The 23,542-nt window shown below is 42.6% G+C and carries 13 protein-coding genes and 1 pseudogene; 3 read left to right on the plus strand and 11 right to left on the minus strand.

The window, feature by feature from the left end; genetic code table 11:
• Nucleotides 1-547: 547 nt before the first annotated feature.
• From L3V33_RS09680 to L3V33_RS09695, 4 genes are read right to left on the minus strand one after another with little or no spacing between them, the layout of a single operon-like run.
• Nucleotides 548-3,772 carry a type I restriction endonuclease subunit R gene (locus tag L3V33_RS09680; RefSeq protein WP_237290309.1) on the minus strand — a complete coding sequence of 1,075 codons (3,225 nt, stop codon included), beginning with the start codon at nt 3,770-3,772 and terminating at the stop codon, nt 548-550.
• Between the two features lie 21 nt (nt 3,773-3,793).
• Nucleotides 3,794-4,732, minus strand: coding sequence for an HrgA protein (locus L3V33_RS09685; RefSeq protein ID WP_237290310.1), 939 nt, complete (start codon nt 4,730-4,732; stop codon nt 3,794-3,796).
• Nucleotides 4,732-6,132 carry a restriction endonuclease subunit S gene (locus tag L3V33_RS09690; RefSeq protein ID WP_237290311.1) on the minus strand — a complete coding sequence of 467 codons (1,401 nt, stop codon included), beginning with the start codon at nt 6,130-6,132 and terminating at the stop codon, nt 4,732-4,734. The genes L3V33_RS09685 and L3V33_RS09690 overlap by 1 nt, the downstream gene beginning before the upstream one ends.
• On the minus strand, nt 6,122-7,825 hold the full coding sequence (locus tag L3V33_RS09695; protein WP_237290312.1) for a class I SAM-dependent DNA methyltransferase: 1,704 nt from the start codon (nt 7,823-7,825) through the stop codon (nt 6,122-6,124). Before L3V33_RS09695 ends, L3V33_RS09690 begins: the two co-directional genes overlap by 11 nt.
• A 110-nt stretch (nt 7,826-7,935) precedes the next feature.
• Between L3V33_RS09695 and L3V33_RS09700 the strand changes: the two genes are divergently transcribed.
• A complete protein-coding gene (locus L3V33_RS09700; protein WP_102308768.1) occupies nt 7,936-8,532 on the plus strand; it encodes a tyrosine-type recombinase/integrase in 597 nt (198 codons plus the stop codon).
• A gap of 21 nt (nt 8,533-8,553) precedes the next feature.
• Nucleotides 8,554-9,747: a DUF3800 domain-containing protein gene (locus tag L3V33_RS09705; RefSeq protein WP_237290313.1), complete on the plus strand. Its 1,194-nt coding sequence runs from the start codon at nt 8,554-8,556 to the stop codon at nt 9,745-9,747.
• A gap of 677 nt (nt 9,748-10,424) precedes the next feature.
• Here L3V33_RS09705 and L3V33_RS09710 read toward each other — a convergent pair.
• From L3V33_RS09710 to L3V33_RS09725, 4 genes and pseudogenes are all read right to left on the minus strand, one after another.
• Nucleotides 10,425-11,314 (minus strand): annotated as a pseudogene (locus L3V33_RS09710) (IS3 family transposase).
• Nucleotides 11,315-11,686: 372 nt separating this feature from the next.
• Nucleotides 11,687-12,343, minus strand: a complete 657-nt coding sequence (locus tag L3V33_RS09715; RefSeq protein ID WP_237290314.1) for a hypothetical protein — start codon at nt 12,341-12,343, stop codon at nt 11,687-11,689.
• Nucleotides 12,344-12,355: 12 nt separating this feature from the next.
• Nucleotides 12,356-15,706, minus strand: a complete 3,351-nt coding sequence (locus L3V33_RS09720) for a hypothetical protein (RefSeq protein ID WP_237290315.1) — start codon at nt 15,704-15,706, stop codon at nt 12,356-12,358.
• A complete protein-coding gene (locus L3V33_RS09725; protein ID WP_237290316.1) occupies nt 15,703-17,145 on the minus strand; it encodes a site-specific integrase in 1,443 nt (480 codons plus the stop codon). The genes L3V33_RS09720 and L3V33_RS09725 overlap by 4 nt, the downstream gene beginning before the upstream one ends.
• Before the next feature lie 913 nt (nt 17,146-18,058).
• Here L3V33_RS09725 and folD point away from each other — a divergent pair.
• Nucleotides 18,059-18,916, plus strand: coding sequence for a bifunctional methylenetetrahydrofolate dehydrogenase/methenyltetrahydrofolate cyclohydrolase FolD (folD, locus tag L3V33_RS09730; protein WP_171327901.1), 858 nt, complete (start codon nt 18,059-18,061; stop codon nt 18,914-18,916).
• 170 nt (nt 18,917-19,086) lie between these two features.
• On the opposite strand, the gene L3V33_RS09735 is transcribed toward folD, so the two are convergent.
• The 3 genes from L3V33_RS09735 to L3V33_RS09745 form a co-directional block, all read right to left on the minus strand.
• Nucleotides 19,087-20,901, minus strand: a complete 1,815-nt coding sequence (locus L3V33_RS09735; protein ID WP_237290317.1) for a sodium:proton antiporter — start codon at nt 20,899-20,901, stop codon at nt 19,087-19,089.
• Between the two features lie 215 nt (nt 20,902-21,116).
• Entirely contained in the window at nt 21,117-22,316 is a 1,200-nt protein-coding gene (locus tag L3V33_RS09740; protein WP_004734178.1) for a NupC/NupG family nucleoside CNT transporter, read from the minus strand.
• A gap of 204 nt (nt 22,317-22,520) precedes the next feature.
• Nucleotides 22,521-23,441, minus strand: a complete 921-nt coding sequence (locus tag L3V33_RS09745; RefSeq protein ID WP_237290399.1) for a LysR family transcriptional regulator — start codon at nt 23,439-23,441, stop codon at nt 22,521-22,523.
• Nucleotides 23,442-23,542: the final 101 nt, after the last annotated feature.

The following is a 23,542-nucleotide window of genomic DNA, read 5'->3' on the forward strand; positions in this document are numbered from 1 at the left end:
AACACTTCAGCCTGCTCTAACACAAGCTTAATTGCTTCTTCAGCCGCATCAGGTGAGTTGATATGTCACATACTTCTAGGGGGATGTTGTTACTTTAAGCTACAGACGTCACACACTTCTAGGGAGATGTTATTGCTTTAAGCTACAGACGTCACACACTTCTAGGGAGACTCTGTTTCTATAAGTTAGTGCATCACTTATCTCTAGGAAGGAATGCTATATATACTCTGGATTAGGTGGTGATAATTACAAAAGTCAAGGTTGATTTGATACCTTGCCTTTACCACTATTTATACCACCCATCAGCCAACACTTCAGCCTGCTCTAACACAAGCTTAATTGCTTCTTCAGCCGCATCAGGTGAGTTGATATGTCACATACTTCTAGGGGGATGTTGTTACTTTAAGCTACAGACGTCACACACTTCTAGGGAGACTCTGTTTCTATAAGTTAGTGCATCACTTATCTCTAGGAAGGAATGCTATATATGCTCTGGATTAGGTGGTGATAATTACAAAAGGCAAGGTATTAACCTTGCCTTTCTCATTTACTTATACCAACCATCAGCCAACACTTCAGCCTGCTCAAGCACAAGCTTAATTGCTTCTTCAGCCGCATCAGGTGGGTACTTCCATCTGCGTAGCAATCGACGAACAAGATTTCGCATACGAGCACGAACACTATCCCTCTTTTGCCAATCAACCGTAGCTGACTTACGTAGTTGATGAGTCAATTCAATAGCAAGCTTACGCAAGTTGTCGTCACCAAGATCTCTAACCGAAGATTCGTTGTCGACCAAGGCACGATAAAAAGCAATTTCGTCAACAGAGAGGTCGAGCTTCTCTAATAGCTCTCCATCTTCTTGCATCTCTTTTGCCCATTGAATCAGCTCTTCGATAACCTGAGCCGTTTCAATGCTGCGGTTATGATACTTTTGCAGCGTCGACATAATACGTTCAGAGTATTTCTTCTCCTGAACGACATCATTCTTCATGCGAGCTTTAACCTCATCACGAAGTAGCTTTTCTAACAGCTCTACAGCGAGATTCTTCTCCTTCATGTTCTTCACATCTTCCAAGAACTCTTCAGAAAGAAGCCCGATATTCGGCTTATCAAGACCAACCATAGTGAAAATGTCATCAACACCATCGGCTACCACAGCATTATTTAAAATTTGCTTCAATGCTGTATTGCGCTCTTCATCGGTACGTTTCTTGTCTACCGTTGAGTGCTTGATGAAAGCTGTCTTTATCGCAGAGTAAAAAGCAATTTCATTCTTATAACCATGAGTTTCATCCATGGTGCTACACAGTGAATATGCTTTAGCTAAAGCTGCCATCACATCGAGGAATCGCCTCTTTCCGTCTCTGACTTGCTTTCCGTTAGCATCAGAATGAGACAAACCTGATAAATGGTTTACCGCTCCCGGTAACAAGCGCAATGCATCCGTTTCAAAGTCCGGACGGTAGTTGAATACCTTTGTATCAACGGGTGTTGCGAACATACCTCGAATGATATCAACCTTTTCCATTAGTACAGCAAACGCTTCTGCCGTATCGACGGTGGGTTGCCCCTTACCTTGGCTATTAGTGTAGGTTTTCAGTGCATTTTTAAGCTCATTAGCGATACCGATATAGTCAACTACCAGACCGCCGGGCTTATCTTTAAACACGCGATTTACACGAGCAATCGCCTGCATCAGGTTATGCCCTTTCATTGGCTTGTCGATATACATGGTATGACAACAAGGCGCATCGAATCCTGTTAACCACATGTCTCGAACGATAACGAGTTGAAGCTCATCGTCAGTATCTTTGTAGCGCTTCTCGAATAGTTTTTTGGTTTTCTTATCATGGATGTGAGGCTGCATCTTTTCTTTGTCTGATGCAGAGCCTGTCATCACAATCTTGATTGCACCTTTATCTGTATCTGGGTGATGCCATTCTGGTTTAATTGCCACAATAGCATTGTAGAGGTCAACACAGATTTCTCGACTCATCGAAACAATCATCGCCTTACCGGGAAAGGTCGACGTTCGAGTGGTGAAATGTTCAACGAGATCTTTTGCGACTTGTTCAATACGAGGCTCTGCGCCTACCAGCTTTTCTAGCGTTGCCCATTCTGATTTTACTTTTTCACGATCTGCCGTTTCTTCATCTTCACCGATTTCACCTTCAACTTTATCGTTAAGCTGCTCAATTTCATCTTGGTTAATATCAAGCTTTGCAAGGCGAGATTCGTAGTAGATAGGCACCGTTGCACCATCGTCAACGGCATCTTGAATATCATAGATAGAAACATATTCGCCAAATACACCACGCGTGTCTTTATCATCCATCGCGATTGGCGTGCCTGTAAAGCCGATGAATGAAGCATTAGGCAGTGCGTCACGCATGTACTTGGAATAACCATAAACGTACTTGTGACCCGTTACAGTGCCGTTTTTGTCCTTCACTTCCACCATTTTTGACTTGTTGCCATACTGGCTGCGGTGCGCCTCATCAGAAACGACAACAATATTGCTTCGCTCAGACAGTCTAGGGTGCTCTGTCTCTTCATCTAATAAAGCAAACTTTTGAATCGTCGTGAAGATGATGCCGCCAGATTGACGATTTAAAAGCAGATCACGTAACGCATCACGATCATCCGCTTGTTGAGGTATTTGCTTTAACGTTTCTTGCGCCATCCCAAAGGTGTTGTAAAGCTGACCATCGAGATCATTTCGATCAGTTACCACCACAATCGTTGGGTTATTCATGGATGCTTGCTGTAACAGTTTACTCGCGTAGCAAACCATAGAGATGCTTTTGCCACTACCTTGAGTATGCCAAACAACCCCAGCCTTACCACTGCCTTGCTTAATCTTTTCTAATGCAGGGATAGTGCTCTCAAGGAAGTTACCAGAGGTATTGGCGGCACGAACCGTCGCCTCAACAGCCGCTCTCACTGCGTGGAACTGGTGATAACCTGCAATTTTCTTGATGATTTTGTCGTTGTCGGTTTCGAATAGTACAAAGTAACGAATATAGTCGAGGAGTAGATCTTGCTTGAAAAAGCCACGAACCATGGTTTCTAATTGAAACTCCAATAACGGTCTATCATCCTCTGTAGCAACTGTTTTCCACGGTAAGAATCGTTCTTTATTAGCCGTTAATGAACCAACACGAGCCGTCCAGCCATCGCTAACAATCAACGCTTCATTAAAAATAAACAGATCTGAAATTTCATCTTTGTAGGTTTGAAGTTGATTAAAGGCATTCCAAATATCGGCATGTTCATCGGCTGGATTTTTCAACTCAATCACAGAGATGGGTAGGCCGTTAATAAACACCACAACATCAGGACGGCGATTGCCCTTGGTGCCAGTAATGGTGAACTGATTCACGATAAGGAATTCATTATTATTAGGCGTTGCAAAATCCATTAACTGAGCGTGAGTATGCTTTGCCTTCGATTCACCGTCTTCAACAGCCGTGTATTCGACAGGCACCCCTTCAATCACAAACTTGTGGAAAGCGCGGTTGTTTTTAATAAGAATTGGCGTATCGGGGGAAGATACCGTGTTAACCACATCATTCAGTGCCTCTATCGGAAGCTCTGGATTGATGATTGCTAATTGATTTAATAGCCGTTGCTTCAAAACAACTTGATGGTAATCATCACGCTCTGGAGAATCGCCATCAGGTGCGATGTCATAGCCATTTTTATACAGATAACCTTGGTCGGTGAACCATCTAATACATTCTTGTTCTAACTGGTCTTCAGTGATCATTAAGCCTTACCCTTGTTATTTTTATTTATTCCATGCGCTCTGAATCAATCGTCCAGTTTGGTTATAAATTCCGACTTGCTCGATATAATGATGAAAGTCACTATTCTCAGTCACAATCCGATTTGCAGACTGCCAGTCAACGTTACTTTTTTCCTGAGCTGGAATCAGGATCTGGCTATCAAATAATGATTCAGTATCGAGGATGACGACCCCAATACCATGCAGGCTTGATAACATTTGCAACTCGCCTTCAACATCACTGTTCAAGCCCGTCGCAACTAAGTAACCAAAATTAGCCCAGCTAGAGTTCGAGACTGCTTGAAAGAAATACTTCCTAACGTTGCCTTTTGTTAGGTGTTTCTTCACTTCAAAAGACCAAAGTCTCACCGAACTGTGATTACCACTTCGAACACAGCTTCGGACAATTTCATCCCAACCTTGATCAAGAGGCTCTAAAGCGACAATATCAGGATGAAGCCAATGGTTACCGCCGTTACCATGTGAGTTTTTCGACTTTCGCTCGTCAATGCGCTGGCAGTACAGGCCAAGATCTTTACTCAAGTATTTGACAAGCATAGGGTAGAGATCGTGCTCACTGTAACTATGCGATGCGAATGGAGTATCAACCTCGACCTCTTCTTGTTCGTTTTCGTCCTTTACTATGACTCGTGACGGCTCTGTTACTGGATTAGCTTCCCAGTAATAAACGCGTGGCCTTGGTTTATCCCTTGTGATCACGTTGGGGCAAACGTTCTTCGCTCTTTCTGTTCTCTCCCCACCAATTTCAGCCGCTAATTGTGCAATCAACTTTTCCTCAGTGTTATAACGAGGGTTGGTTTGCTTTTCTGCAATTTCTTGTGGGTATCGAAGTACGAACTCTTTGGCTAAATCCCGAGCAGTAAACTTTTTCTCAGGATGCGCTTTAAGCGTCTCGATGATCATTTCCACTCGGGTCGCCATTAGTTTACCTCTACCAATTCTTCGGTTGTATCTAAGTCGATTTCGCCGGAAAGCAATTTAGGAAGTAGCGTGTCTCGCAGTTTAGTCAGCTCTATATTTTGATTCGAATGAATCATATCCATCATTGGATTAACTTGCTTAATAAATGCTTCTAGGACGCCTTCTGAAGGGATAACAACATGCTCCGCTTCCAAGAAATATTTTGTCTGGAAGTTACTAATTCCGGTGCTCTGGTTTTGGTATTCCCAAGTTTTCCCTGCTTGATACATAAGTTGAAAATGAACAGCTAACAGCAAGCCAATTTCATAACTTACAGGTTTAAAGCGTCGACAGAAACTGGCAGGCTCAGACGGCAGGTCTAGCCTTTTCAAGATGTTATCAGAGATAAATAGTGAACGACCTGTTGGTTGGTCTTTACTACCACCAGAAACTTCAATAACTATATCGCCACGCTCTAGTTTTCGAGTTTTAAGTTTCTTTGACTCAACATAGCGAACGGGCACAGAATCAATAGCACCGCCATGAAGTTTGGGTATGTCTGTTCCGCGAACAATTCTAACCTCTTCAGTATGCTTCTCATCAGGTACTTCTTTACCCCAATCACCGCCGATAGCATTTGCTAGCAGATCGCCCACAGGAACTAATTTCCAACCTTCTGGCAGTTCCCCTAACTCCGATTCAACGAGCTTTTCTGGGAATAGCGAGGCAGTGGCAGCATCCATACCTTCTGGTTGTTCACCATTCATTTTTGCTTTGACTGGATCGAAATCAACAAACCACGATTTGAAGATGGCTTGTGCCATCTCTTCTAATGTTTGATTGATTTGAGAATTAATCACAGAGCGATCCTCTATATCTCTAATGCTCTTTGTAATGATCTCTCTTTCATTCTCTGGAGGCAGTGGAATAGGTAGCTCTTTAACGTCTTTGAGATTAAGAGTTTTCTGAACCGTCGTATTTAAACGAGAATCAATTATGTGCTTTGCTGGCTTGCTGAGTAAGACATACCGTAACCATTCTCGTAATTCAGGTTCTTTTAGTCTTACAACAGCTAAAGCACGAGCTGCGTTCCAACCTTTCATCTGTTCAGTAACTAATACGCAGTCACCGGGATTCCCAACTAAAGTAATCAATAGCTCCGTACCATTTAACCTTGTTCTTTTGTATTCCTCATCAACATCACTGCTTATACAAAACTCGGGTTTTCCAACTAGTGAACCATTTTTTACGTCGGAGACTTTAATAAGGGGAATGCCACCAAGAGTGTCTTTTCCGGGATACATTACACCTACAGACACAGATTTGGGATTCTCTAATAATTTATCTAGTGTAGTAAAACCCCAATGCTCAGGTGCTTTTCCTCCCACTAGTTCCCACGAAGACCGAATATCACAGCTCATAACCTAACCCCGCTAGGTTTTTCTTAATTTCAGCTTCTAGCGTTGCCGATTCTGCAAACTGCCCACTTAACTTCGAAGTCAGTGTTACCATCTTCTCAGCAAAAGGAACACCATCATCCTCTTCCTCAGCAGCACCAACATAACGGCCGGGCGTTAAAACAAAATCATGCTTAGTAATTTCTTCTAGCGTTGCAGATTTACAGAAACCTGCCTGATCTTCATAAGCTAAGCCATGAACTTCTTCACCTGTTTTCCACGCATGAAATAGGTCGGCAACTTTCTTAATGTCATCAAAGCTAAAATCACGAAGTACACGGTCTTTCATGAATCCAAGGTTACGTGCATCAATAAACAATACCTCACCTTTACGTCCACGTAGCTTACGACCAGCTTTATCAACACGAGGGTTCTTGTTCTTGGTTAGGAACCAGATACACGCTGGGATTTGAGTATTGGTGAACAATTGACCCGGTAGTGCCACCATACATTCAATTAAGTCATTCTCAATTAACGCCTGACGAATGGTGCCTTCGTTGTTGGTTGTTGAACTCATAGAGCCGTTTGCCAATAGAAGCGCCTGAGAGCCTTCAGGTGCTAGATGGTGAAGCATGTGCTGCATCCACGCGAAGTTCGCATTACCTGATGGAGGTTGGCCGTATTTGAAGCGCGGATCGTTATCATCAACACCTGTGTTCCACTCTTTCATGTTGAATGGAGGGTTAGCCATGATGAAGTCAGCACGAAGATCAGGGTGCTGTACGTTGGTGTAGGTACTGGCAGGCTCTTTACCGAAGTCATAATCAAGACCACGGATCGCCATGTTCATCGCCGCTAGCTGCCACGTTGTATGGTTGTACTCTTGACCGTAAATAGAGATCTTCTGTTTCTGCGTCAGTGCGTCGACTTTCTTCTCATTCGCATGACGCTCAATGAACTTCTCTGATTGAACGAAGAAACCACCAGAACCCATTGCAGGGTCGTACACTCGACCTTCAAACGGTTCAATCATTTCAACAATCAGCGTTACGATTGATGCCGGAGTATAGAATTGACCGCCTTTTTTACCTTCAGCCAGTGCAAACTGACCAAGCATGTATTCGTATACGTGACCTAGGATGTCTTTACTGTTTAAGTCTGCATGAACAAACGGGATTGTCGCGATCAGGTTGATAAGCTCATTCAGCTTAGCTTGGTCAATCTTCAATGAAGAATATGACTTGTTAAGCACACCTTTCAGTTTCGGGTTATCGCGTTCAATACCTTCAAGGGCATTATCAATAAGATGACCAACAGAAGTGATTTTCTTTGGCTTACCATTAATATCAAGTTCAGCACCACCAATAACCAATGGGCCGTTATCTTGCAGGAACTGCCAACGAGATTCAGTAGGTAGCCAGAACACGTTTTTCTCTGTGTAGAAGTCGCGCTGTTCCAGTTCAATCGCAATCTCTTCTGCTAGTTCTTCTTCAGAATAATCAGCAGGATCTAAGTAGTATTCGTGCTCAGGGTTAGCAATGTCGGCTTTAATCTCATCCTGACGCAGCTTAAACGCATCAGAGACGTATTTAACGAAGATTAGACCTAGCACTGCGTGTTTGTACTGCGCGGCGTCTAGCGTTGAGCGTAGCTTGTCTGCGGCGTTCCAAAGCTTGCCTTCAAGCTCTTTCAAATACTGTTGTTCTGTTTGATTCATTAGAAGTTTTCTTGTTATAGAAATATTCCGTCAATCATACCACTGGATGCAGCATTGTCTTTGATTTCTGCCTTACTTAAAGAGCATTTTTATGAAGTAAGGAGCACATTATGGAAGCTTGGAATAAAGGAAAGCGTGTAGGTCAGAAGAAAGCATTCAAACTGGAGGACATTTGGCGCATCCGTATTCGACTTGAATTGGAAGAGCGCTTGTTTGAGTTGGCACTGTTCAACCTAGCCATCGACTGCAAGTTGAGATCCTGTGATTTACGTAACTTGAAAGTCCAAGATGTCAGTCGTAGTGGTTGTGTGATGTCGAGAACCATCGTTAAACAGCAGAAGACCCAACAAGAAGTACACTTCGAGATCACGCCCAAGACTCAGCAAACTTTATCACTGTGGATCATCCAAAATTCATTGGCACCAACAGACTATCTGTTTCCAAGTCCGCGCCGTGAAGGACAACCCATCTCGTACCATTACTACACCACCATGGTTAATCGATGGGTTACTGATATCGGACTAGATAAAACGCAATACGGAACACATTCACTGCGCCGAACCAAGGCTTCCTTGATCTACGCTAAAACTAAGAACTTACGAGCTATCCAGTTGCTTCTTGGTCATGCTAAGTTAGAAAGCACGATTGAATACCTTGGTGTCGAGATTGAAGATGCACTAAGGATTTCAGAGAGTTGTGAGACATAATTAATCTGCGAGAACCAAATTATGAGTAAAAACAGCAAAGCAAATCGTTTAAGAAAGAAACAAAAGCTCACTAAGCTCGCGACCGTTAAAAAAGAGAAACAACGCCAAAAAATGAACACAATTCCCAACATATACTTAGATGAGTCTGGTAATACAGGCTCAAATTTATTGGATGACGATCAACCAATGTTTACCCTCGCTAGCTGCCAACTGAGCGATGATGACGCTAAGAAGTTGATTGGACTCGTTGGCTCAAATGCTCAACACGAGCTTCACTTCAAAAGGTTGAAGAGAAACAAAGCAGGGCAAGATGGTATTGTTCGTTTAATCGGCTCTAAGTTAATCAACCCAAGTGCTGTAAAAATAAACTTGTTTCACAAGCGTTTTATGATTGTATCTAAGATCGTTGACACATTGATTGAGCACATGCTTTATCTTAGAGGCGAAGACCTTTACATAAATGGTCAAAACATAGCTCTCTCTAACATGTTGTACTGCTGCTTAACCGTGTTCTGTGATGATGACAAAGTCGACAAGATGATGTCTGCATTTATCATTATGCTTAAAAACAAGGACAGTGAGTCTATCGAAGCATTCTATTCGTCAGTAGAGGATGTACAAAGTTCTTCAACCCATGTTCCATTTAGAACAGATATTCAACAAATATTGGATACGAAAGAGATCATCAATGATGCTCTCAATGGTATAGATAAAACGACGTTAGATCCGTCAATCCCAGCATTGTTTGCGCAATGTATTCAATGGGGTAAAGACTATCCGAAAGGTTTTCACTTAATGCATGATGACTCTCAGACTCTCGAAAAGCAGGCTGATATGTTCGCGCTATTCATGGACTGGACTCAAGAAAATGTCGAAGTCGGCTATGATAGACGTAAGTATGAACTTCCACTCAAAGGAAAGTCCCTTAAATTTGTTGATTCTAAAGCGCATCCCCAAATTCAAATTGCAGACATTTTAGCCAGCGGGTTTGCATATTGGGCGGCGGGCATAGCGAGAGGGGAAAAAGAGGACTACTTATTCCTAGAACTAGATAAACTCAACCTTGATCGTTTCATTGGTCATAACAAGATATGGCCCACACTGGATGTAGATCCCAAAGATTTAGGGACTGTGCATGACGGCGGAATCAATGCAGCAAACTATACACCTATTTTTCTAGCTAGGGCTAAGCCAAACCCCGAAGTGGTTCAATAGACTTTTGCGTAGCGCCTCTTAATCTAAATGCGCTACAAATTAAGTTCTAAGGCGCTTTTGTCCCGAAGCAATTTATTCAACGGATAAAAATGCTCTCAAGATGCATAAGCCTAATTATCATCACATCAGCATTATTTGGTGTGGATTCGGGCGTTACCGTGTATTAAACCTACCTAGATCTATGTGACGAATCTAGCTCTAATTAGACTATTTTAACTACTTGAATTACTGTTCATTTAAACAACCTATCAGGTGATTATTAGTCAGAGGAAATATTATGCCGCATGATATAGACGAAACAGTGATAGTCGCTAAGGCCATTGTCAAAATGTTTACCCTCTGGGGGTTACAAGATTCAACTCAACTCAAAATATTAGGAATGTCAGATAGTGATGACGTGGTACTGAGAGGCATGAGAGATGGGAGCACTGGTTTACCTAACGAAGGCGACATCAGATCTCGCGCCAGACATCTACTGACAATACATAAGTACCTCAGGCTTCTATACCCAAAGAATAATGAACTGCTCTATGGCTGGGTTAGGATGCATAACAAACATCTTTGCGGATTGACACCTCTGGATTTAATGATGACTGGCGATTTTCAGAGGGTGATAACACTGTTGAATAAACAGGTTCAGCATTAACTGAACTGCTCCAGTCAGACTGGACACTCCATTAAGCGACTTTTTGATTTTCAAAGTTAACTGGGCTTAGATACCCAAGAGCACTGTGCCTTCTTGTACGATTATAATCAACCTCTATGTATTCAAAGATCGTTTGGCGCATCTCGTCTCGCGTCATGATCGGCTCGTACTGGATCGCTTCAACTTTCATTGAATGGAAAAAGCTCTCAACACAAGCATTGTCCCAGCAATTTCCCTTGTTGCTACATAGGTAATGTCTCCCGCCCACTTTTGATTCGGAGCCTCAGCGTTAAAATTCTGGGCTAGCAGGTTCGGAGCAACTGGCATTTTATGTTTGCTGTCCGTCGTACACTTAAACTTACGTGCCGCTTTCGGCGTTAAATCCTGCCGCTTCATACTGGCGGCAATGGTTTTAACATTACGGCCATCACCGTTCTCAGCCAGCTCTTTCTGGATGCGCCTAGAGCCATCACGACCTTTGCTATTATCAAAAGCCTCTTTGACCTTCGTATCAAGCTCTTGGCGAGTTACCTCGCGCTGGATGGCCTTGTGGCGATGCTTAATCCAGTAATAAAACCCACTTCGTGAAACGCTGAACACCTTAGCCATGCGTGCAACGCTAAAGCTCAGCAGGTGTTCGAGCATAAATTCGTAGCAAGCTATTTTAGGTTTCTCGCGAAGTAGGTGGCGGCCTTTTTTACAATATCTAGCTCTTCAGCCTGCTCAGCCAATTGTCTTTTGAGTTTTGCCACTTCCGCGGCTAGATCTTTTTCTCGTTGACTGGTGCTGGTATCGCTTTTAGCTGCCTTACGCCAACCATAGAGCTGGGATTCGTGTAAAGACAGGCCTCGCTGCCGCAGCGACTCCGACTTTCTCTGCTAGCTTCAGTGTTTCTGCTTTAAATTCAGGGGAGTGGAGAATACGTTTTTCTTACTTGTCATGGTTCACCTCGTTAGTGATTGTACTCACTCAACTCGGTGTCCAAAACTACTGGTGCAGATCAGTTTGCGGGCACTCCATTTGACCAAACTCCAAATGAAGATCAGAAAGATGGCAGATTTCCATAAATATCTACTTTGATTAAACTTGATGACCCAGTGTAGCCTGCTGTTATTAATTCATACAACCCGCAAAATTGATACTTTTCAGACTATAACAAACATCACGAGCTTCTGGCTGTGAGCTACTCCAATTCGTCATGCACTTCTCAGTGCTATACAACTACAGAGGGTGCTGTAATTATGTAATTTAAGTATGCTTTTATGGACAGTTAAATCCTGAATGCGAGAGGTATTATCTATTTTTGAAGAAATCTGGCAGACTTTCCTGATTGAAAAGATCAACCTCCGCCACCAAATCAATAACCTTACCATTCCTGATCTCGTAGGATCCGTCATTATTGTTATTAGTTTTCAGCTCTGGTTTTAATAGTGTTTCTATAACTTCAATAGCCTTACTAAGCTGAATCCTGTCTAGCTTGTGTGATTCTTTGAGCTGAGTTAATTCCGTTTGCGTGTATGTCGAAGCTTTGGGTGGTGCAATAGAAGCTATTACCTGATTCCGTTTATCTTGTGCTTCAATGATAAGAAGTCGAATTTCATTCTCTTTATCCTGAACTTCATGCTCCAAATTATCTACAAGTGCCGTCAGTCCCTGTAGTTCTTTATCTTGTAGCTCAATCTTCAAAGCAAGCTTGGTTTGTACCTCAGGGCTTTTTTCCTTTTTACCGACATATTCATCAATCAAAGGCTTGTAAGGGCTGTTCTTTCTTCTCAGTGTTGAACTATCTAAAGGCTTCCCTTCTTTTGTCAGTTTCTGGGCAATATATTCAGATAATTTACGGGACGAGGTAAAGTTCGAATTTGACTTCTTTAATTCTTCAAGGATCTCCTTAACATTTTCTGTCCGTGTACTTGCTAGTGCTCTTTTTTGTTCAATTAAATTTGCCATAACGCTTTACCTCTAATGCTCAATGCTTACTAAAGCCATTGTTTGGTCATTAGTTAACCCTCGTAAATCAGCTTTCGTTTTAACCACTGTCGCTAAATACTCCATATCTGACAAGTCTTCGCTAACATTGCCTAATTGCCCTTTAGCTTGGCTCTCGATTCTCCTTCTATACCTTGACGCTTGCATCTTTAATTTTTCACTATGTAAGCTTGGTACACCCTCAGTCTCTTTTAGCCTCAGCATTAACATTTCTTGCTCGCTTGCACCTTGAGCTTCGATTACACTGATTAGCTGCAAACCTTCATCTGACACATAGTAAAGACCATTAGCATTAGCGTTAGATTCTTCGATAACGTTCTTACGCACTTCCCAATACGATGCTTTAACTACACATTCCATTTTCTCGTCTTCCAGCTCTTTCCTTTCTGTCTCTAGCATTTCAAAATTGTCCAACTTTGTATTTATCGTTTTAATGTCATCACACAAAACCCGAATTGTTGCAGTGATTGATGGAAGATGATTATTGGTAGCGACTGTTAACGAACATGCATGGCAGTTTTTCTCACCGACAGTGTCAATAACTTCTTTAGAGCACTTTCCGCCTATAGGACAAATATGAGTACGGAAGTAGGCAATATTATTTGTGTTGCCTTTTCCTAGCTCATGAAGTCCATTAACCTGAACATTGTCAGTCCCCATATCGAAGTTAATCGATTGAGCGTTATATTTATCAATTGTTTGGTTAGGTGATCTATGCAGTTCTTTCTCAAAATTCTGTTGGTTGATTTCTGAGTCACGAACAGAAAGAACAGTGCTCAAACCGTTTGCATCCGATCCTCCTATAAGTGTAACAATTTGGTTAATCAGTTCTTTTGACGCGCTGTTTGGAAGGGCTTTTGTATACAAATCTACAGTTGCTTCTGACTGACCAGTCAAATACTTACCTACCACCTTTGAACCCAATATCGGTGCAAAAACACTTACCGTCATAGTTCTTAATGAGTGGGGTGTGATTCGAGTTTTTCTTGTGATTGGAATAAAAGGCACATCTTCACTATTGTCATCATAAACTACTGAAATCTCGCAAAGTTGTGTGTTAAATTCCCCAATGGCGTTTAGGTGAATAAACTCATTCACTGAATAATTGATAGCAGGAAGAAAAAGTGTAGTAGGCTCAAAATCAACACCGTTTCGCCTTAGAAAGGCTTCATACTCATTGATTATTTCGCTAAATTGATGCGGACACGCGCTATCATTGTGCACATTCTTTAGTCTGAATAATGGTGATATATCTCCCCATTTGGAGTCTTTATGCCCATCGTATGGCACTTCACCACGAATGCTGGGATTAGACTCCATCGCCATTTTTTTGATTTTATATACCTTTTGCAGCATCTCCATTGTTTCTGTGGATACTGTAACTGGATAAGAGTGGGATTTAGCCTTATCGGTTGTAACTACGAGCTGTTGAAACCCACCATTATCCTTGGAGTAAAGCTTAAAACACTCTTGATCATCTAGCCAAATAGCATTTGCTCTTCTCAATCCAGAGTGCAAGCCCAAACTCATAAGAGACCAAGAGATGTGATTGTGAATGTAAACAGTCTCATCTTTTGTGCCTTCTTTGTATCGAAGAGCATCATTCTTGCTTAGTTTAATTTGTGGGATATTTTGTAGGTTAACTCTACCTATTTTCATAGGCAGGCTACCGTCAATGTTTACGTCCTTATTTACTATGATGTAGCTCTTACAATTCTCACCATTTTCTATCGCTCTCTTTGACTCATCTAGCATTTGATTTGTGACTTCGCTACAAAAGCTACGTAAACCAAGCCAATACTCCAATCCAAAAACATATTTTGTGTTTTTGACATACCTGTTGCCTACTCGGTCTTTAGTTCTACCCAGCAGGGGGTTCCTAAAGTTCTCGACTAACATGGAATCTAAAGCCGCTAGAAAATCAAAGAAGTTACTGATGATTGTTAGCGCATCTCTTCCGCTATTGTTGTTTCTTGTATCATCTCGATGAACAGCAGAGGTCATGTCGTAGACAAATTGTTGAAGCGTAACTGGGTACTGGAACCCTTCCGTAAATTTGTCTCTATTCTCATTTTCAAACACATTGCTGCGCTGGACGAACAAGCTGGTAATCAAATCTTCTGGTTGTTCTGGATAGGTAAACTTGCCTGATAGTTCAGTCTTAAAGTAAGCAGGTAGATACGAAAAAAGGTACTTGTTCAAAAAACTAAGTCGCATCATCTTCTGTTTGATTGTGCCAGCCTCGTTAGAGGTTGTACGTATATAGTCAAGTTGTGCAGCGATCCAAATATTATTCTGATCTAGTTCATCAGGATAAAATGATGAGTCAGAGCCTGCCTTACCAGACCAATATCCATAATCTAAGTTGGTTTTCCTATCTCTTGTAGGAACCGTTATCTGCTTGATTCCTTGAACGTCCTTTCCTACAAAGTCCCTTAACATACTAGATTTTGCACCGAATACTTTTCTATTAGGTTCAGGTTTTGACCCTGTTTGTGGTTTTGCCCTTAAATCGGTGAATGTTATATAAAAATCGCTTTTATCAAGGAGTTTAGCGTATACGAGAAAGTCCAGTGCTGGCTTAATATTGTAGGCAGCAGGATCATTCCGGTATTGCTTCATAAGGTCATTATGGTAACTGAGCAAAACATCTAGCGTAATATCATTTGCGTCAGTAATTCCATTGGCAACAATGATGTCCGCAAGTCTTTTAAAAGCCTGATTGAGCTTGTCAACTTTAAAGCCCTCAGCCTGAGTGAACTCATAAAGCCGATCCTTAAATGAAGGTACTTGAATGTGGTCATTCAAATCGTTAAACCGCTTTACAGTTGCACCAATCCAACAATCGTTACCTAAAGGAGGGATAAATTGACTCATAGTAGTTGTGCTAATACGTGTCGCAGAGTTAGCAGATTTAGGGTGAGAGCCAACCATTGTGTTCAGTCTTACAAGCTTATTCAGCGCTAAGTACGCAACAAAGAGTCGCATGTGGTGCATACGGTGAAATATATCGTTGCGTCTGATCTTCGTTGTTGACGGAACGAGCTTTTCTAACACAGGAAGATAGTCCTCTTTAGTAACTCCTCGAACTTCCATTATCAGTAAACTCTCAACCTCCTCCAAATATTTTTTTATTTCATGAAATTGCATTTCTGATACGGAGTTCAGCATTGCAATACAGTAATCACTACCATCATCTGCACCATTGGCCTTCCGTTTGTATGAAGCAGAAAATACATTATCGCAGCATTCCTTCAATTTAGTGTTAAATGAAGCAACAACCGAGCTGAAGCTATCTTTTGTGAACATTTTCAGGAAGATCATGAGTTTTTACTCTGTTTTTCAATCATAGAGAGTTTGTTAGCTATGCTGCCCTCGTAAAAGGCTGTTTCATATTTCATCAAAGCGTTGTTTGTTTCGTTAATCTGTTGCGCCATCTTTTCAAAGGTTTCCTTGGCATAAATTTTTGTGCTTTTTAGGGAAGAATGGCGCATAAAGTATTGAACTTCATCATCTGAATACCCCTGACCACCATCTTGCCGCGGAGCAAAGTTACGCATGAAGACAGCGTAGAAGTGACGCATCGAATGCGTTCCGAGCTTATCGAACCTTTTATCGGTCAATCCTGCTCTTATAAGGCTCTTATTCCAAGCCTCACAGATTGTGCTCTCTTTAGAGTGATAGAAGGGGTTATAGACCAGTTCTTCAGTGAACTTATTTTTCACTCCACGCCCCTGTAAGAAAACGTATTCAGATTTCATGTTTGGCCTTTCATTTTCCAAGTACAGAAATAGTTCGTTAAAAAAGAAAGTCTTAAATGGTTCGATCAGGTGGACAGCATAATGGTCAACAGGCTTGCCCGACGCATTGGTGTAATTAACTGATTCTAAATAAGTAGTTGTGACTTTATCGTGTAGCTTGACCCGCCATTTTACTACATCCAAATCTTTAAACCGAATGGAAGCCGCTTCAGAGATTCGCAAGCCTCCACCAAAACAGAGTGCATATATAGCTCTATCTCGTTTTGACTTGATACTGGCAAGGAACTGTCCGACATATTCAAAGGGGAAATACTTATCCTGATCTGATTTCGAGGCGGGAGGGAGTTTGAAAAAGTTCTTTATGGTTGTAACCTTGGCACCACCTGAAATGCAAGACGCTAAATAGGAATTTTTAATTAAGGCAGTTCGCTCTCTCTGCGACAAATTCCTGACTTTTCCAAGTTGTTGACCAACAGCAGTTAATCCTTGCTCTACGTTTATAAGGCGACCCACCTTGCGCTCACGCTGTAAGCTATGCTCCAGAGCATTTGATGCAGACACAAAATCGCAAAGGCTAGATATCATGCGGCTGACTGAAGCCCTAGCTAAGGGACTAATATCTAGATTTTCAGCACAAATCCTTGCCAATGGGTTTTTAGATTTTTTTCCGTCGAGTAGGAAGGATATATACCCTTGAAAGATTAGAGTCAGGGTGCTTCTGAGTTCATGACTTGCTGCGATAGCTCGATTTTCATTGATTGCTTTTTCATACTTATCAGAGTGCATAACTACCGATGCCTCTATAAAATAATCATAGAATTTAGCTAGATCTGAAGCTTTCGCCTTAACCGTATTGTATGGCAAGCTATTCAGAATCATTGAATTTATATGCTCTTCTAGCTCAATAATTCTTCCTGTAGTATTCGACATAAATGAATAGAATACGACTCCGTCAGAATCTCTCAGCTCTCTCTTCACGATATTTTTAGTTTTTCTAGGCATGACTCCATCGCACCACAAATTAACCTAACAGATTACATATACAGTAATTAATATTAGGACTTGGTGCAATGGGTTGGAGTGGGTTGGAGTGGGTAAAAATGATTCAAAATGTTTCAATTGAAACGAGTGTATGGGGGCTTGGGCATCAAGACAAAAAAAGCCAGTATCTAAACTAATAGATACTGGCTTTCTAAAAGTGGTACGCCCTGTAGGATTCGAACCTACGACCACATCCTTCATCACACTATAGCTTTCGCTACCACCTATAAAGGCTTTGTGCGCTGGACTATCCCTTTACCATAGCTATAAAAGCTTTAGGTAGACGCCGTCTAGTCTCTACACCTTCCCAGTATTACTAGGCTTGGCTCGGGATTGCCAACTCGCTAAAGTAAGGTTTCCCCGAATTTGACGTCTTACACTCTTATCGTTTCCAAAAAGAGGCCCAACCTGAATGCTAGTATAAACTAGCCAATTAGAAGGGACGTGCTCTATCCAGCTGAGCTAAGGGCGCTTTATTTTGTTTTCCAACTATATCCAGTTAAAAAACGAAATTCAAACTTCTGTAACGCTTTACTGCACCATTAAGGTTTACAATAACACCTTTAAATCTACTCAGTTCACTACACCAGATTTAACCTAATATAAGAACCTTCGACCACCTCCTTAGAAGGGAGGTGCTCTATCCAGCTGAGCTAAGGGCGCGCTACAGGAAAGGATTATACGAATTCGAATCAGTAAAGCAACGGCTTTATCTAACATTCTGATCCAAGTGAGTAAAAAAAGGGCAATAAGATTATAAGTGTTGGAAAATAGAACAAAGCAAACGTTTGCTTGATGGTAATCAAAAAGATTTTCTGGAATAATGCGCCAAAAACATCAGCCACTAACTTGAATATCAATACTAAGGAAATTCATGACTGCTCAAAATATTGATGGAAAGCTAATTTCTCAAACGGTTCGCTCTGAAGTTGCGGCTCGTGTAAAAGCTCGCACTCAAGCTGGATTACGCGCTCCGGGCCTAGCGGTTGTTTTAGTGGGTGAAGACCCTGCTTCTCAAGTTTACGTGGGAAGTAAGCGTAAAGCATGTGAAGAAGTTGGCTTCGTATCTAAATCTTACGACTTGCCAGCCACTGCGACAGAAGACGAATTATTAACACTGGTAGACCAACTGAACGAAGACCCAGAGATTGATGGCATTCTAGTTCAACTGCCTTTGCCTGCTGGTATCGATACTACTCACGTTCTTGAGCGTATCACACCTGAAAAAGACGTTGATGGCTTCCACCCATACAACGTAGGCCGTTTGGCTCAGCGTATGCCTAAGCTACGCTCTTGTACGCCTAAAGGCATCATCACGCTGCTTGACCGTTACAACATCGATTTACGCGGCAAGCACGCGGTTGTTGTAGGCGCATCAAACATTGTTGGTCGCCCAATGACTCTAGAACTGCTTCTAGCAGGTTGTACGACAACAACATGCCACCGCTTCACCAAAGACCTTGAAGGTCACGTACGTCAAGCAGACGTTGTTGTGGTTGCCGTTGGTAAGCCTAACTTCATTCCTGGTGCTTGGATTAAGAAAGGTGCTGTTGTGGTCGATGTTGGTATCAACCGTTTGGAATCTGGCAAGCTCGTTGGCGACGTTGAATACGATGTGGCTAAAGAAAGCGCAAGCTTCATCACACCAGTTCCGGGTGGTGTTGGTCCAATGACAGTGGCAAGCCTAATCGAGAATACTATGATCGCTTGTGAGCAATTTCACTCGAAATAGTCCGCAATGACAGCTTAGGTAGTAATACCAGTGGCATGAATTGCCTCGCCCTAGAGTAAAATAAGCTAGAGCAAAATTAGAAAGCCGCAGCGTGAAAACGTTGCGGCTTTTTTGATACTGAGCTATTCGTTTTTGATACAAAGCGACTCGCTTTAAATACAGAGCACTCACTACTTATCTGGAGTATCGATGCCTTCAATCTCTTCCGAAGGCGGCAATAAACTAATGACCTGACACTCCGTTGATATGAGTTTTTCCAATTCAGAGCCTTGTGTCACTAAGCGAAAATCACCATCATTAATCACGCCAAGTGGAATCGCTTTAGGGTACAGGGCATTAAACTCATTAAGGTCAAACGCCTCGGTTAAACCCGTGCTCTTAATTTGGCTGCCTTGAGCCATCAAGGAGTTAAGTTTGGAATAGGTAACCCCTTCGGAAAACAGGCTTCTATTGCCATCACGGCTCACCTGATGCCTTTCATGTTTATTTTCTGAGGATTCAAGTTCAAACACCTTATTCTCACCAAACTCATCTTGATAGTGCATACTGACTAGTGGGTTGGTTTGACGATAAGGCGATACAATCATGGCACGCCCTATCCCATCCAATTCCAGATTATTTTCAGCATGGCTCGAAGCTGGATTACCGAAATAGACATTCAAGTTGTCCATGCGCGCTAAGCGAATGCTCTCCCAGTTGGTATCAGCAAGCACACTGTTGATGTTGTGTGTCGCCAGCACTTTGGCAAACTGACGTGAAAAATGAGTCGCACCAAAGAAAATAACCCCTTGTGCCTTCTCTTGAGTCACACCCAGCCTTCTAGCCCACCAACTCGCGGTTAGGCTCTGAATCACTACCGTACCAATAATGACCAAGAACACCATTGGCACCAGTAAATCTGCCCCTTCGATTAATTGCTTCTCTTGAAGCTTGATTGCAAACAGAGAAGAAACCGCGGCAGCAACGATCCCGCGAGGCGCCATCCAGCTCAAAAACCATTTATCTGCTGAAGTAAGATCCGTGCCGATCCCGCTGATCCACACACTCAGAGGACGAGCCACCAGCATGACGACCGCTAATAAGCCAATTCCGCCCCAACCTATTGAGAGGAAAGTCCCCGAATCAAGCCTGCTCGCTAACAGAATAAACAACGCAGAAATGAGTAACACAGTCAGGGTTTCTTTGAATTCAATAATGTCTTCGAGATCCAAGCCTTTCACATTGGCGAGCCAGATACCCATGATGGTCACGGTTAATAAACCGGACTCTTCACTCAGATCATTTGAGAAAGAGAACGCCGCCAGCATTAATGTCAGGACCGCCACGTTACGCAAATAATGTGGAACCCAATGCCCTTGCAGCATCTTGGCAATCAAATAGCCACCGATGATCCCTAAGCCCAAACCAATGGCTAAAGTCAGCCCCAACGCCGACAGAACATGGCTTGTAGGATCGGCTGAAGAGACAATGTATTCGTAAACGAGAACGGCAAACAGAGCGCCAATCGGGTCAATCACTATCCCTTCCCAGCGCAAGATACTGCCTAGCGAAGACTTGGGTTGAATGCTGCGCAGCATGGGAACAATCACCGTTGGGCCAGTCACCACGACTAATGCAGCAAACAGCGCCGCTAATGGCCAACTGAAATCGACAAAATAATAAGCCCCCACCACGATGCACGCCCATGTAATCAACATGCCGAAACTCACTAAGTGAGTCACCATGCGGCCATGGCCTCTGATTTCTTTGAAATTAAGAGTCAATGCACCTTCAAACAGAATGATGGCGACCCCTAATGAAATCAACGGGAACAGTACATCACCAAAAATGGCATCAGGATTAAGGATCTTTAGACCGGGACCTAATAGCAGGCCAACGATAAGCAAAGGAAGAATAGCGGGAAGACGCAAACGCCAACCAAGTAGCTGGCAAGCCAAGGACAAGAGTCCAATTAACGCCAAAGAAGAAGTGATCGACAAATCCATTTGTGCCCCTAAACATTTGTACCACACCCTGTGGTACAAACTTATTCACTGAAATAAGAAAGCCTACGTTCTTACACTATAGGCTCTCTTTATCATACTAAGCGAATATTATTGTGGTTAATCAGTCACTTTACTATAGGGAGAGCAAAGCCACGATTAGCTAACTGGGTGGTTATGGCCCAGTTAGAAAGTGCTTATAAGTCACCAATGATTACTTATAGAGAAAGTACCACGCCCGCAATCGCTGCGCTCATTAGGTTGGCAAGCACACCCGCACAAATTGCTTTAAAGCCGTATTGTGAGATGAAAGATCGACGCTCTGGAACTAAGCTACCCAAACCGCCAATCAGAATTGCCATCGTAGAGATGTTGGCAAAACCACATAGCGCGAAAGTAACGATCGCTTTTGAGTGCTCACTCAGTGCGTCTTTTACGTCCATTAACTGGATGAAAGCCACAAACTCGTTCACAACGATTTTGTTACCGATCAGCGAGCCTGCAACCACAGCTTCAGACCATGGCACACCGATCAGCCATGCAACGGGTGCGAACACATAACCTAGGATAAGTTCGAAGCTTAGGTTTACGCCAAACCAACCACCAACAATACCTAATAAGCCATTCAGCATTGCAATCACACTGATAAAGGCCAGAAGTGTCGCACCCACTGCAACGGCAATACGAAGTCCAGACATAGCCCCATCTGCCATTGCCTCAACTACGTTTGTTGCTCGTGGAATTTCAACGTCAGACTCAATATTTTCTTGAGCCTCATCTGCGCTACCTGGTACCAAAATCTTGGCCATCAATAGACCAGCAGGAGCAGACATGAATGCCGCAGCGATCAGGTAGTTCAAATCAACACCAAGCGATGCATAACCGACTAGCGTGCCACCAGCTACAGAAGCCAAACCACACACCATGACGGCAAACAGTTGTGAATCCGTCATGTGCTTCAAGTAAGGTTTAACCACCAATGGCGCTTCGATCATGCCAACAAAAATATTCGCAGTTGCAGACAGTGACTCCGCACGACCTGTACCTAAGAACTTTTGCAAAGCCCCACCGATTAGGTTGATTACCTTTGGCATAAAGCCAATGTGATACAAACCTGAAATCAATGCAGAGAAAAAGATAATGATGCCGAGAACGTTAATAGCGAATACAAATCCGTTATTCGTTAGGCCACCAAATAGGAAGTTAATCCCCTCTTGACCGTAGTTGATCAAGCTAGACACTGCACCAGTAGCTGCATTCAACACTTCTTTACCCATCGGCACATAAAGAACCAATAGCGCGAATGAGATTTGCAGTAAGAAAGCCAAAGAGACGGTTCTTAGCGGGATATTTTTTCTGTCCGTAGATAGTAACCAAGCGGTTACTAAAATAGTGATAATTCCAAGTAGGGAAGCCATGTGCGTCAACCTAAAGTTGTAGGTAGGAAAGGCGACGCATTCTATAGAGGAAATCGTTTGCGGCAAGTTGAGGTTGTTAATGTGATGTTGGTTGAATCACTCTTTAATAGTGAATTTCACTAAGTAATTGAATTTTAATAATTAACTTTGATTAAAAAACAAACTTTTTCCATATGGAAATTATATTTATAGATTGGGAAACAGTTAGCGGTGCAGTTCAACGCAAGTTTTGAGGTTTTTGTCCCAATAAGTCGGCGATCCGATATGATCTTTGATGAACTCAATCACTGCTGAAAGCTTCTTCGGCATGTTCTTTCTACTCGGATACACGGCATAGAATGGCATCAGCTGACTCGCTCGCCATTCCGGTAAAACTTGGATGAGCTTGCCCGTTCTAAACTCTTCTTTGACTAAGTAAGTCGCTAGGTAAGCAACGCCCCAACCTGATACTGCCGCGTCTCGTACCGCTTCAGCCAAATCCACCGAGTAATCGCCCGCCACTTTAACACTGAGATTTTCTTGGCCGCTATCAAATGCCCATGACGTGTAATCACGTTCACGGCTGCGGTAGATAAGGCAGTTATGGTCAATCAGATCAGATGGCACGTGTGGAGTCCCTGCCTTAATCAGATAATCCGGTGATGCGGCTACCACAAACTGGCTATCTGCTAAACGCTGCGCAATGTAACCTTCAGGCAAGTCTTCATTGTTAGTGATCCAGAGATCCAAGCGCTCCTCAATCATGTCCACTTTGTAATCGAACAAATGCACTTCAATTCTCAGCTGAGGGTAAAGCTGTCTAAGCTGGTCAATCGCTGGAATGATATGCAGTGTGCCAAATGACTGAGACAAGCCTATACGGAATATTCCAGAAATGTCGTCACGCTGGCTATCCATGTCCATTTGAGCCGCTTTCACCGTATTGAACAGCTGCTCACAATGCTGATAGAACACTTCTCCAGCTTCGGTTAACGTAAGGCTGCGTGTGGTTCTTTGCACTAACTTGATACCTATCGAATCCTCGAGCAAAGCAATTTGTTTACTGATGTGAGATACCGACACATTCAAGCTTTTTGCTGCACTGGTAAAGCCTTCATGCTTGATTAACGCATGGAATATCACCATCTGTGCGGCTCTATCTGTTAGCACAAAACCACCTTCTTAAATATCTGAAATATAAAATAAAAAGGACTCCGAAGAGTCCTTTAATCTGTTCTGCCTATAGT

It is taken from the genome of Vibrio sp. A2-1 (assembly GCF_021728355.1).
Classification (GTDB): domain Bacteria; phylum Pseudomonadota; class Gammaproteobacteria; order Enterobacterales; family Vibrionaceae; genus Vibrio; species Vibrio splendidus_K.